Here is a 12,850-nt window from a genome sequence, read left to right on the forward strand (position 1 = left end):
GCGAAAATTGCCTCACTCGTTTTCAGACGACGTTTTTGCGGCTTTATCCGATTTTTTGGCGCGTGATTTGGCGTTTTTGCTCTTTGTCTCTTGCTCTTGCACCTTTTCCCGCAATTTTTCTTTTGAACGCGCCTTCTTGAGCTTGGCTGCCTTTTCTTCGGTATCGCTGCTTAATTTGTTGATTTTCAGACGGTATGCACCGCCTTGATGGCTGCTGATTTTGGGCAGGTCTGCGCCTGTGCAGTTTCCCGAAGGTTCGGATGTATAGGTTTTACTGTTGCCGGAATGGCAACTGAAGACGGCTGCTGCGGTGTGGAGGGATAAGCCCAAAATGAGGGAGGATGCGACGATAAGTGCCCCTTGCTTGATTCGTGAACGCATGAGTTTTCCGTAGCTTGAGTTTTCAGACGACCTATTTTTGTTTTTATGCAGTTCGACGGTCTGAAATGACCATGCCGAACTGTATTTTTGGCGGCTTCTGAAGGCAGATACGGAAACTCGGGCAACGGGATATTTATATTTGTGTAAATTCTGCGTCGATTTCCGTCAGGATTTGCTCCAGCTCTTCTTGCCACAAAAGCCAGTTTTCTTCTATTTGTGTTAATTTTACTTTAATTTCTGTTAATTGTGTGAGTGTTTGTTGTAATTTTGTTTTATTTTCGTCCGAATAGGCTTCTTCTTGTGCCAAAAATGCTTCACATGCCGTTTGAATTTCAGAAAGCTGCGCCATTTCTTTTTCGGCTTTATCGATTTTCTGCTGTATCGGCTTGCCGCGTCGGGCTTTTTCTTGACGGATTTGTGCTTCGATACGCTTGGTATCTTTGCGGTTTTGGCTTTGCGCGGAAGCAGCAGGGGCGGCTGTGGCGTTTTCCTGCGCCAACCGCCATTGACGATAATCGTTTAAATCGCCGTCAAAGTTTTTCAGACGACCTTTGTCAATCAGGAGGAAGCTGTCGGTAGTGGCTTCAAGCAGGCTGCGGTCATGCGACACGACGATTAATGCGCCTTGGAAACTTTGCAACGCGAGCGTCAGGGCGTGGCGCATATCCAAATCCAAATGGTTGGTCGGCTCGTCAAGCAGCAGCAGATTTGGCTTTTGCCAGATGATCATGGCAAGGGCGAGACGGGCTTTTTCTCCGCCGGAAAAAGGTTCGGTTTTCTGCAACGCCATGTCGCCGACAAAGTTGAAGCCGCCGAGAAAATTTCGGATTTCTTGTTCGCGTACTTCGGGAGAAAGTTGCTGGATATGCCAAACAGGGCTTTGGTCGGCGCGGATGGTATCGAGTTGGTGTTGGGCAAAATAACCGATATTGAGTTTTTCGGAACGGACGATGCTGCCGGAGAGCAAATCGATTTTGCCCGCCAAGGCTTTGATAAACGTAGATTTACCGCTGCCGTTGACACCCAATAGCCCGTAACGTGCGCCGCTTTCCAGCGACAGGGTAATGTCGTGCAGGACGGTTTTGCCTTCGTAACCCAAATCAGCGTGTTCTAGCTTCAGCAAAGGATTGGGCAGATGATCGGGATTGTAAAACTCAAAGGAAAACTCGCTGTCCAGATGCGCGGGAGCGATGCGTTCGAGCTTCGCCAACGCCTTCATGCGGCTTTGCGCTTGAACGGCTTTGGTGGCTTTGGCTTTGAAGCGGTCGATAAACAATTGCAGATGTTTGATTTGCGCCTGCTGTTTGATATAGGCAGCTTGTTGCTGCGCCAAACGTTGCGCGCGTTCGTTTTGGTAAAAATCGTAATTGCCGCCGTATTGCGTGAGCTTTTGCTGGGACAATTCGATGGTTTGGGTGGTGGCCGCATTGAGGAAATCACGGTCGTGGGAAATGATTATTTGCGTGCAGGGTAAAGAGGCAAGGTGGTTTTCCAACCACAAGACAGTTTCCAAATCCAAGTGGTTGGTCGGTTCGTCAAGTAAGAGCAAATCGGCGCGGCAAATCAAGGCTTGCGCAAGATTCAGGCGCATACGCCAGCCGCCGGAAAAGGATTTGACGGGACGGCTGTGTTCTTCTTGCGAAAAACCCAGTCCGTTCAACAATTTCGCCGCACGGGCCGGCGCGGTATAAGCGTCGATTTCTTCCAATTTGGCATGATATTCCGCCTGTTTCATGCCGTCATTTTGCGCTTCTGCCTGCGCCAAGGTCGTCTGAAAAGCCTGCAACTCGGCATCACCCTGCAAAACGTAGTCCAACGCGGAGATGTCCAAGTCCGGCGTTTCTTGGGAAACGGAAGCAATCCGCCAATTTTTCGGAATCGAGATATCGCCGCCATCCTGAGTGATTTCACCCTTGATTAAGGCAAACAGGCTGGATTTGCCTGTCCCGTTTTTACCGATCAAACCGACGCGCTGACCGGGATTGACGGTGGCGTTGGCTTTGTCGAGCAGGACTTTCAAACCGCGTTGCAGGGCGAGGTTCTTGATTTCAATCATGATGGTAAAGGATGGGGGGAAAAATGGGAAAGGCGGTATTTTATAGCGAAAACAGCATTATGTCGCCGTTGGTTGGTGCCGTTGCATTTCAACGTGAATCCATGATGGAAAAAGGTCGTCTGAAAACGGCAGAAGCTTTAGCGAAACCCGCTGTACTCGTTTTCAGACGACCTTTTGATCGAATGAAACGGTTTAATTTTGATAATCTGCCGAATCTTTACGGATTTGCCGCAGGAATTTCCGCGTCCGTTCATGTTTGGGGTGTTCGAACAATTCTTTCGGACTGCCCTGCTCTACAATGACGCCGCCGTCCATGACGACGACGGTAGTAGCGACCTCCAGCGCAAACTTGATTTCGTGGGTAACGACGACCATCGTCCAACCTTCCTGCGCCAATTCTTTCATGGCGTTCAATACGTCTTGCACCAATTCGGGATCCAGCGCGGAAGTGGGTTCGTCGAATAACATCAGCTCGGGCTGAATTGCTAATGCGCGGGCGATGCCGACGCGTTGTTGCTGACCGCCGGAAAGCTGGTAGGGATAAAGGTCAACCTTATCGCCCAAGCCGACTTTTTCCAGCAATTTCAAAGCTTCTTCGCGTGCTTGTGCGGCAGGTTTGCCCTGTACGGCAACCGGACCTTCCATCACGTTTTCCAACGCGGTTTTGTGCGGAAAGAGGTTGTATTGTTGGAACACCATGCCGGATTTTCGGCGCAATGCCAAAATGTCGTGCTTTGTCGTTTTTTTAGAAAAATCGATTTTCAGCGGTTGCTCGTTGTCAAACTCGATTTGTCCGTCTTCAGGCATTTCCAGCGCGTTTAAACAGCGCAGAAACGTCGTTTTCCCCGAGCCGGAAGGTCCGAGGATGACTACCACCTGCCCTTTGCCCACATCCAAATCGATGCCGCGCAAAATGGTGTTTTCGCCGAAGGTTTTGCGGATATTGCGGATTTTAATCATGGCTTCCCCTTATTTGGCGACATAGCGGTCGAAGCGTTTTTCCAGGCGCACCTGAATCAGGAACAGAACCTTGCAGAAACACCAATAAACCAAAGCGGCTTCGATATAGACGGGTAGGAAGTCGTAGGTACGGTTTGCCGTTTCCTGCGCGACGCGGAACAATTCCGTTACCGTCACCACTGCTGCGAGCGAGGTGTTTTTGAACAAGCCGATAAACTCGTTGCTCAAAGGCGGCACGGCAACTCGGAATGCCTGCGGCGCGACGATGCGGCGAAAAGTCTGCATATAGGTCATGCCGATGGAGAAACCCGCCTCCCACTGCCCTTTCGGCACGGACAAAATCGCCGCACGGATGGTTTCGGAAGCATATGCGCCGACATTGAGCGAGAAGCCGATGATGGCGGCGGGAATCGGATCGATGAAAATACCGACGGACGGCAGCCCGTAAAACACAATCACAAGCTGCACCAACAGCGGCGTCCCCCTGATGATGGAAATATAAGTTTCCACCAGCTTCAGCAGGATTTTCCGCACGATGCCGCCCGAAGGCATAATCCGCACCAAAGCCACGGCAATGGCAATCACCATCCCGATCAGGAACGACGCCACTGCCAGCGGCAGCGAGACCATAAAACCGGCTTTTACCATAGGCAAAAACGCGCTGACAATCATATCGGCGCGTGTTTCCGTCATAAACGGCAGCGAAGCAAGAAAATTATTTAACACTGATGTCTTTTCCGAAGAATTGTTCGCCCAGTTTTTTCAGCGTGCCGTCGGCTTTCAGCTCGTTGATTGCCGTGCTGAATTTCGCCACGACTTCGTCATTGCCTTTATTGACAATCAAGCCGGAACCGACTTTTTCATCAGCAGGCGCAGACCAAACGATTTTCACGCCCGCATTCGGGTTTTTCTTCAGATAGTCCAAAACCGCCAATTCATCGTTCAGAGTCGCATCGGCGCGTTTTTGTTCAATCAGGGTCAGCGATTGCGCCAAACCGTCCACTGCCACAAGCTCCGCACCCGCAGCTTTGGCTTTTTCGCCGTAGTTGCTGGTCAGGGATTGCGCTGTTTTGACGCCTTTTATGTCATCAATAGATTTGATGTTGCTGTCGTTGCGCGCAACCAAAACCGCACCGCTCCAGCTGTAAGGTTCGGATTTGTCGAATGTCGCTTGGCGTTCGGGACTGGTCAAACCGACTTGGTTTGCCACCACGTCGAAACGTCCCGCCTTCAAACCCGCCATCATCGAATCCCATTGCGTTTCTTTAAATTCGACTTTCACGCCCAGTTTGTCCGCAACTGCGCGAGTAACTTCCACATCGTAACCGGTCAGCTTGCCGTCTTTGTCGTGGTAGGTAAACGGCGCGTAAGTGCCTTCGGTACCGACGGTAATCGTCCCTTTATTGTTGATGCGCTCGATTAAAGAACCGGAAGCGCCGGCAGATTGAGCGGGAGCAGAAGAAGACGCGCTACCGCCCTCTCCGCCGCAGGCCGCCAAAACCAATGCGGTCATACCGCCGAGTACGAATTTTTTCAACATAATCTTCTCCTGAAGAAAAAGTGTGCAAGGGCAGCATTCTAAGTGAAATTACGGCAAACACAAAGAATACTTTTTTATATTGCTTATTCCGAAACGGATAAAGGAAGCCGTAAAACCCCCATCCATCAAGTAAAGGTCGTCTGAAAACAGCCTTGAGGCCCCTTTTCCGTTTTCAGACGATCCTCTGCATCATTCGTATTACACGGCGGCTTGGTATTCGCAACGATGATGCTGCGTTCAGATTCAAAGGGAGTGTTGTCTCATCTTATTTTAAAATTCGCGTCTTGACTTAACACGCAGAGATGGAAAAAGGTCGTCTGAAAATTTTCAGACGACCTTTTATCTTTAATCGCAGCTGATGCTTAAGCGCGTTTGCGGAATTCGCCGGTACGGGTATCGATTTCGACTTTGTCGCCGTTTTCGATGTAAGACATCACTTGGATTTCAGTGCCGCCGACCAGACGCGCGGTTTTCATCACTTTGCCGGAAGTGTCGCCTTTAACGGCAGGCTCGGTGTATTCGACTTCGCGTACGATGATGGTGGGCAGCTCGACAGAAATAGGGTTACCTTCGTAGAAAGTTACTTCGCATTGGTCTTCCATACCGTCAACGATGAATTTCAACGCGTCGCCGATGTTGTCGGCTTCGATTTCGTATTGGTTGAATTCTTCGTCCATGAAGACGTACATAGGATCGGCAAAGTAGCTGTAAGTACAGTTTTTGCGGGACAGGATAACGACGTCGAATTTGTCGTCGGCTTTGTAAATGGTTTCGGAAGCGGCACCGGTCAGCAGGTTTTTCAGTTTCATGCTGACTTTGGCGGAAGAGCGGCCGCCTTTGATGTATTCGGTTTTTTGAACGACCATAGGATCGTTGCCGACCATGAATACGTTGCCGGCGCGCAGTTCTTGTGCTGTTTTCATGTATTGTCCAATCAAATCGGTTGTAAATAAACGCGCTATTTTAGCGTATTTTTTTAAGCTTTGAAATAAAGGCGGCGAGTTTTTCAAGGGCGGAAGGTTGCTCAAAAAGATGACAGCTCCATTCCTCCGCGCCTTGCCGCCAGTCGTTTTGGTGTTGTTGCAGGATTTGCCAACATTTGAGGCGTTGTATTGCGGATAATGCCTCTCCACCGTTGAGGTCGTTTGAAAGGCAGCGGTGTGCCGAGGCGGTTTCGGGCGTGTAGAAGCCGTGTGCCTTATCCCAAAAGGCGTGGAGCTTGTCGAGATGGACATTTTCATCTTGCGGATAGATGTGCCAAAAGAAGGGTTTGCCCGCAAGCTGGGCGCGCACGAAACTGTCTTCGCCGCGTATCACAGCGCAGTCGGCGAGGTGTAACAGTTTGTCGAAGTCCTGTTGCGGAACGAAAGGGATTTTGACAAGGCGGACCGAGGTCGTCTGAAAAACATCGCCGTCGTTTTGCAGGGCATCTTGCGGAATAACGCCGCTTTGTTTGAGGCTGTCGATGATTTGCGCCCCCGCCAGCAGCAGGGTCAACGCGCTGCCTGCCTGTTGCCACATGTCCAGCCACTTCGCCCAAACATCGCTCCGATAGCCGAAAAGCAGCCATTCGGGCGCGTTTTTTTCGGGAAGCATCAGCCACTGACGCAGGGCTTCGGTATCAAAACGGACGGCATCACGGTAATCGCGTTCGCGTATCAACCCGCCGCTTTTTTCGCTGAAACCCATAAACCAAAAATATTTTTGAACGCCCTCCTGCGGCGAAGGCATCAGGTGCAGCCTTTCGTTGCTTTCTTCCGCGCTCAAATATTCCCAATTCAGCCAAAGCGGCTTGTGTCGGCGGATGATGTGCAACACATTTTCGGGCAGGTCGCAGGCAAAAGTTTCGATGACGACATAGGGAACGGGCGCAGCATCGATGTCCGCCGCTTCAGAATACCAAGTGCGGACATAAATATCCTGATGAACGCAGGGAACGTCGGGCAAATCGGGACAAAGCGCACGCAAGGCGGATACATCGTCCGTCCACAAATGCACCTGCCAACCGAGTTCACGGTGCAAAACACGGGCAAGCCGCATGGAAACACCGATATCGCCGAAATTGTCGATAACGTTGCAAAAAATCCAACAAACAGGAAAAGCATGTGTATTCATAAAAGACTCGAGGTCGTCTGAAATCGGTTTCAGACGACCTTTTCAAAACTAAAACGCGCCGAAATAGTGGAACAAATACACAATCAGCAAAACGATCGGAATAAACAGCAGCATGGTTTGACGTTTCAAATCAAACTCTTGCTTAAGATGATGCTTGATGGTGTCGAAAAGGACGAATTTGAACAGAAACGTCGCTTCGCAGGCAAGGATAATGCCGTTGATTAAGTGCTGCGTCTCGTCTTCGGGCGGATTGACGACGAAAATAGCAAGCGTGATTAAAGGTATCAGGCAGACGATAAGCCAGCGAATGATAAGCGGTTTGGACATGGTGTGTGATGGATAAAATAAGGATGATGGGAAAAGAGCAAGTCGGCAGTTTAATCGGGACGAGGGAGGATTTCAAACGGATGGATAGGTCGTCTGAAATCCTGTTTCAGCAAACCTAAACCCGTTTTCAGACGACCTTTTTATTCAATACCGCCTTTTACAATGCCTGAAATGCCTGTACTGCCGCCCAAACGATTTCGGGCTGCTCTTTAATCGCTTCATGAACGGCAAACGGCACATTCATCAGATGCACATCAGGCAATTCGGTTTTCAGTTCTACCCAATCATCGAAGGCAAGCATAAAATCGGCTTCTCCGCGTATTGCCAAGACATTAGCTGTGATTTCACGGACGCTTTCGTTGGGATAACCGCTTGCGCTTTCGTCCAGCCACATGGCTTTCAATGCCGCAATCCATTTTTCGGCATCGGGTTCGGGATTGGCTGCCTGATAAGCGGCAAGCTGTTCCGACAGTTTTTCTTCTACAATATTAAGGTTCAGCGCTTCAAACATCGACCGTACACGATTCAAGTGTTTTTGATGCCACTCTGCGCCTACCGTGATGATTTTCTCAACATTTTCATCTTCCGCACCAAGACGGTAAGCAGTAATTCCTCCGTCGCTGAAACCGAACAGACTGTAATTTTCCACACTTTCACTGCGCAGGATTTGGCGCACGTCATCGGCGGCTTGGGCATAGGTCAATGCGGCGGTGCCGAGCGTAGAGCGTCCGTGTCCGCGCGTATCGACGGCAATCACGCGGTAGTGTTGCAACAGGCGCGGCAGCAGCGGTTCAAAATCGCTAATCGAGCCAAAACCGCCGTGAAGCAAGACCATGACGGGAGCGGCTTCCTTACCGCCAATTTGGTAGTGCAGGCTTGCACCTTGATGGTTAAAAAATTTGGACTGCATGGTTTACCTTTTCAATCTATCCGGAGTATCTGCATAGGAAACATCAAAAAGCTTTTGGATTCCAACACAGATATTGAACATTTGCAAAGGGTCGTCTGAAAACGGCTTAGGAGCTGTATCTCCGTTTTCAGACGACCTCTTCCTTTAAACTTTTGTTTTATCCGCCATCAGCCGATTCCTCAACCATCTGGCGGCAGGTGCGATTTCGCCTGCCAGCATACCGGCTTCTACACCTGTCGAGTGTTTGATGACATCCGCTGCTGCGCCGTGCAGCCATACGCCGGCACAAGCGGCTTGGAACGGCGGAATGCCTTGTGCGAGCAGGCTGCCGATGATGCCGCTTAACACGTCGCCGCTGCCTGCGATGGCAAGTCCGGCGTTGCCGCTTGGGTTGGTATAGACCGTGCCGTCGGGCGCAGCGACTAGCGTGTGGTGTCCTTTTAGGACGGTTACGGCTTGGAATGTTGCGCTGATGGTTTGGACGGCGGACATTCTGTCTTGTTGGACGGCTTGGGTGAATGTGCCGAGCATGCGGGCAGCTTCGGCGGGGTGCGGGGTCAGAACCAGATTGCTGCGTTTTTGAGCGGCTTCTCGTGTTTCTGAATTCGACCTTGCCAGCAGGGTCAGTGCGTCGGCATCAAGCAGCAGCGGCACGTCCTGATTTTGTGTCAACACGTTATTTAAGATTTGGTTGGCGGTTTCGTCCAAACCCATGCCGCAACCGACCGCCCATGCGCTGATGTCCTTGCGTTTCAGCAAGTCTTCAGCGGTTGCCAGCATGATTTCGGGGCGTTCGGGGATAACGGCGAAGGGCAAGGCGGTTTGATTAAAGCCTGCCCACACTTTGCCGCTGCCTTGATAAATCGCGGCGGTGGAAGCGAGGACAACCGCTCCGCTCATGCCCGATGCGCCGCCGACGATGGCGAGCGTGCCGTATGTTCCTTTGTGCGACTCCGCTTGGCGCGGGGTGAATACGTCTGGGAACTGCGAGGTCGTCTGAAAAAAATCGGGCGTATCGGGGAGCGTATAGGACGGGTTCATCATCAATCTGCCTGAGTTTGGTAAAATAGCGGTTGCGTGGCGAAAAGAGGATGAAATGCCCTCTTTTATCGACTGTTGTTTTCACGATTCTACCGCCCCGTATAGGAACACTACAACCGCACAACAAGGAATATTAAATGAAACAAAAAATCAAAGTCTGGGATTTGCCGACGCGCCTGTTTCACTGGCTCTTGGTCTTATCGGTCGGATTTATGTGGTACAGCGCACAGGCTGGCGGCGGGATGCTGGTTTGGCACTTGCGCTGCGGGCTTCTGGTGGCAGGGCTGATTATCTTCCGCCTGTGTTGGGGCTTGTGGGGCAGCGATACGGCACTGTTTTCGCAATTCGTGCGCGGTCCGTCGTCCATCCGCCGCTACCTGCAAGGCAGTCTGACGGAAAACGAACAGCCCGGACACAACCCTTTGGGCGCGCTGATGGTCATCGCGCTGATTGCGGCAGTCTTGCTGCAAGTAACGACGGGCTTGTTTGCCGCCGATGAAAACACGTTTACCGACAGCGGCTATCTAAACCATTTGGTCAGCTCGGACACGGGTAGTCTGATGCGCAAAATCCATGTCAATTTCTTCAACCTACTGGCGGCTTTGGCAGGTCTGCACGTCATCACGGTTTTGGCGTATAAGTTTTTGAAGAAAAAAGATTTGATCCACCCGATGATCAGCGGCTACAAACATATCGAAGGGCAGACCGTTGCCTTGAAATTTGCTTCCTCTGCCAAACTGATTTCCGCATTGGCGGTCGCGGCAGCGGCGGTGGCTGCGATTTTGATGTTGAAATAGAAAGAGTCGGCAGGTTTTCATCATGCCGATACAAAAGGTCGTCTGAAACGGCAATTCCGTTTTCAGACGACCTTTTCTTTATGCCCTATCTTACAAATGCGGGTTCATCAGATTTTCGGGCGATAGGATGCGGTCGAGTTCCGCTTCGCTCAAGAGGCCGCGTTCGAGCACGACTTCGCGCACGCCTTTGCCGGTTTGGGCGCAGATTTTGCCGACCAAATCGCCGTTGCCATGGCCGATATACGGGTTCAGGTAAGTGACCAGGCCGATGGAGTTGAACACATAGCGTTCGCAGATTTCGCGGTTGACGGTAATGCCTTTGACGCATTTTTCAGCGAGGTTTACCGCAGCGTTGCCCAAGAGGGAGATAGTTTCAAACATGCATTGCGCAATGACCGGCTCCATCACGTTTAATTGCAACTGCCCCGCTTCGGCGGCGAAGGTGATGGTGGTGTCGTTGCCGATGACTTTGAAGCAGACTTGGTTGACCACTTCGGGAATCACAGGGTTGACTTTGGCGGGCATAATCGACGAGCCTGCCTGCATTTCCGGCAGGTTGATTTCTTTCAAACCGGCGCGCGGGCCGGACGACAAGAGGCGCAAGTCGTTACAGATTTTCGATAATTTCACCGCCGTGCGCTTCAATGCGCCGTGTACCATCACATACGCGCCGCAGTCGGAAGTCGCTTCAATCAGGTTTTCAGTCAGTTTGCAATCCAAGCCACTGACTTCGGACAATTTTTTCACCGCCAAAGCCGCGTAGCCCTTCGGTGTGTTCACGCCCGTGCCAATGGCGGTTGCGCCCAAGTTGACTTCCAACAACAAGGCGCGCGTGCGGTCCAGATTCAAAATCTCTTCTTCCAGCAACACTTGGAAAGACTGAAACTCCTGCCCCGCCGTCATCGGCACGGCATCTTGAAGCTGAGTACGCCCCATTTTCAAAACATCTTTAAATTCATCGGCTTTGGCGGCAAACGCGTCTTTCAGCAACGCTAGTTTTTCCAGCAGTTCACCGACGCTGTAATACACCGCCAGTCTGAAGCCGGTCGGATACGCGTCGTTGGTAGACTGGCTGGCGTTCACATGATCCATCGGATTGACGATGTCGTAGCGGCCTTTCTCGTAGCCCAATATTTCCAAAGCAAGGTTGGCGATGACTTCGTTGGTGTTCATGTTGACCGAAGTCCCCGCGCCGCCCTGATACACGTCAGACGGGAATTGGTCGAGGCAGCGGCCGTTGAGCAACACTTCGTCGCAAGCCTTTTCGATGGCGGCGGCGATTTCGGGCTTCACTGCACCCAGTTCGCCGTTTGCCTGCGCGGTCGCTTTTTTCACCATCACCATGCTGCGGACAAACTGCGGCACGTCGGAAATTTTTTGATTGGAAATTTTAAAGTTTTCCACCGCGCGCAAAGTATGGATGCCCCAATACGCTTCGGCGGGGATTTCACGGTCGCCCAGCAAATCGTGTTCGATACGGACAGTCATTTCTCTTACCTTCTCATTCGTTTGTTTATAAAGTAATGTGCATATGCAGGCGGAACATTAGACCGTTTTGCATGGGTTGTCTAGCTGCAAACGCGCCGTTGTTATCAAAGTATAGTGGATTAACTTTAAACCAGTACGGCGTTGCCTCGCCTTAGCTCAAAGAGGACGATTCTCTAAGGTGCTGAAGCACCAAGTGAATCGGTTCCGTACTATCTGTACTGTCTGTGGCTTCGTCGCCTTGTCCTGATTTTTGTTAATCCACTATAGAAAAAACATTCTGCAAGACAAAAGGTCGTCTGAAACCTTTTTCAGACGACCTTTTACATACTTACATCCCGACCAGTCCCCGTATCTGCGGCCAGTAAAACAAACAGGCGATGGCGCAGACGGCGACACTGATGCCTGCGGCGTTGATGCTGCTGATTTTCTCTTTAAACGCCATTGCGCCAACCAGCGTTCCCAAGACGATGACGCCGATGTTCATGCCTGCGAAGACCAGCGTCGGGTTGTCTTTCATCATTTGGTGGGCGGTAATGTAGGTAACGATGTTGGCGAAGTTCAAGCCGCCCAAGATAATGCCTCCGATTACGCCTTCTTTCGTCCATTTGGTCGATTGGGAGAAAAGGTAGCCGAACATCAAAATACCGGCGAGACTGAAGGCGACCAAAAGATTGCCGGAAAACGCCGCGCCGCTTTTGGCGAGCTGTTTGAAGAGGATGTCGATGATGCCGTAGCCCGCCCAAACGCCTGCGAGCAACATGATTTGCATGCCCAATCCGCCTGATTTCTTGCCGCCGTCTGCTTTCCACAACAGGCAGAACAAAGCCACAAACGCCAAAGCGATACCTATCAGCCGCCCTTCGGTCAACGCTTCGCCAAAAATGACGAACGCGGAAATAATCGGCAAAATCAAAGACAAACGTTGCGCTGCATCAGACTTGACGATACCTGCCGCATCAACCGCCTTGCCCATAATCACAAACACCGAAGGCAGTAACACGCCCAGCGCGCCGAACAGCCACCAAGTCGGCAAAAAGGCTTTCGGGTTGCTCAAATCGGGTTTCAACACCCAAGCCGTCAACGCCACTGCGACGATGTAGTTCACCGCCACCGCCTGCGCGACGTCGATTTTGTTCTTACGCGCCAATTTGAGCAATACCGACACAGACACGCTGCACAGTATGCTTGCCAATAAATAAATCATGTTTTTCCTTTGATTGAATGTGTCGGATGCG

13 protein-coding genes are annotated in these 12,850 nt (G+C 51.2%); 1 reads left to right on the forward strand and 12 read right to left on the reverse strand.

Going from position 1 to position 12,850, the window contains the following annotated elements:
* Positions 1-12 precede the first annotated feature (12 nt).
* From ACMYUL_RS00570 to ACMYUL_RS00615, 10 genes are all read right to left on the reverse strand, one after another.
* Positions 13-381, reverse strand: a complete 369-nt coding sequence (locus tag ACMYUL_RS00570; RefSeq protein ID WP_415771527.1) for a nucleolar protein — start codon at positions 379-381, stop codon at positions 13-15.
* Between the two features lie 133 nt (positions 382-514).
* Positions 515-2,437: an ATP-binding cassette domain-containing protein gene (locus ACMYUL_RS00575; RefSeq protein ID WP_415771529.1), complete on the reverse strand. Its 1,923-nt coding sequence runs from the start codon at positions 2,435-2,437 to the stop codon at positions 515-517.
* A 192-nt stretch (positions 2,438-2,629) separates the two neighbouring features.
* On the reverse strand, positions 2,630-3,397 hold the full coding sequence (locus ACMYUL_RS00580; protein WP_342031324.1) for an amino acid ABC transporter ATP-binding protein: 768 nt from the start codon (positions 3,395-3,397) through the stop codon (positions 2,630-2,632).
* Between the two features lie 9 nt (positions 3,398-3,406).
* The gene (locus tag ACMYUL_RS00585) at positions 3,407-4,123 is read right to left on the reverse strand and encodes an amino acid ABC transporter permease (RefSeq protein WP_342031323.1); all 717 of its coding nucleotides are present in this window, start codon (positions 4,121-4,123) and stop codon (positions 3,407-3,409) included.
* Positions 4,113-4,937, reverse strand: a complete 825-nt coding sequence (locus tag ACMYUL_RS00590) for an amino acid ABC transporter substrate-binding protein (RefSeq protein ID WP_342031322.1) — start codon at positions 4,935-4,937, stop codon at positions 4,113-4,115. The genes ACMYUL_RS00585 and ACMYUL_RS00590 overlap by 11 nt, the downstream gene beginning before the upstream one ends.
* A 362-nt stretch (positions 4,938-5,299) precedes the next feature.
* Entirely contained in the window at positions 5,300-5,860 is a 561-nt protein-coding gene (efp, locus tag ACMYUL_RS00595) for an elongation factor P (protein WP_002219406.1), read from the reverse strand.
* A 40-nt stretch (positions 5,861-5,900) separates the two neighbouring features.
* Positions 5,901-7,052, reverse strand: a complete 1,152-nt coding sequence (gene earP, locus ACMYUL_RS00600; protein ID WP_415771532.1) for an elongation factor P maturation arginine rhamnosyltransferase EarP — start codon at positions 7,050-7,052, stop codon at positions 5,901-5,903.
* 48 nt (positions 7,053-7,100) lie between these two features.
* A complete protein-coding gene (locus ACMYUL_RS00605; protein ID WP_415771534.1) occupies positions 7,101-7,379 on the reverse strand; it encodes a hypothetical protein in 279 nt (92 codons plus the stop codon).
* Positions 7,380-7,536: 157 nt separating this feature from the next.
* Entirely contained in the window at positions 7,537-8,289 is a 753-nt protein-coding gene (locus tag ACMYUL_RS00610; RefSeq protein WP_415771536.1) for an alpha/beta fold hydrolase, read from the reverse strand.
* A 144-nt stretch (positions 8,290-8,433) separates the two neighbouring features.
* Complete coding sequence (locus ACMYUL_RS00615) at positions 8,434-9,333, reverse strand: NAD(P)H-hydrate dehydratase (protein ID WP_415771538.1); 900 nt, start codon at positions 9,331-9,333, stop codon at positions 8,434-8,436.
* A 134-nt stretch (positions 9,334-9,467) separates the two neighbouring features.
* Here ACMYUL_RS00615 and ACMYUL_RS00620 point away from each other — a divergent pair, with 134 nt between their 5' ends.
* Positions 9,468-10,127: a cytochrome b/b6 domain-containing protein gene (locus ACMYUL_RS00620; protein WP_415771540.1), complete on the forward strand. Its 660-nt coding sequence runs from the start codon at positions 9,468-9,470 to the stop codon at positions 10,125-10,127.
* A gap of 90 nt (positions 10,128-10,217) precedes the next feature.
* Here the strand turns inward: ACMYUL_RS00620 and aspA are convergent, their stop codons facing one another.
* Together aspA and ACMYUL_RS00630 are read right to left on the reverse strand one after the other, a co-directional pair.
* Positions 10,218-11,615 carry an aspartate ammonia-lyase gene (aspA, locus tag ACMYUL_RS00625; RefSeq protein ID WP_415771542.1) on the reverse strand — a complete coding sequence of 466 codons (1,398 nt, stop codon included), beginning with the start codon at positions 11,613-11,615 and terminating at the stop codon, positions 10,218-10,220.
* 328 nt (positions 11,616-11,943) lie between these two features.
* Positions 11,944-12,819, reverse strand: coding sequence for an EamA/RhaT family transporter (locus ACMYUL_RS00630; protein WP_415771544.1), 876 nt, complete (start codon positions 12,817-12,819; stop codon positions 11,944-11,946).
* Positions 12,820-12,850: the final 31 nt, after the last annotated feature.

It is taken from the genome of Neisseria sp. CP9, from assembly GCF_047758525.1.
Taxonomy (GTDB): domain Bacteria; phylum Pseudomonadota; class Gammaproteobacteria; order Burkholderiales; family Neisseriaceae; genus Neisseria.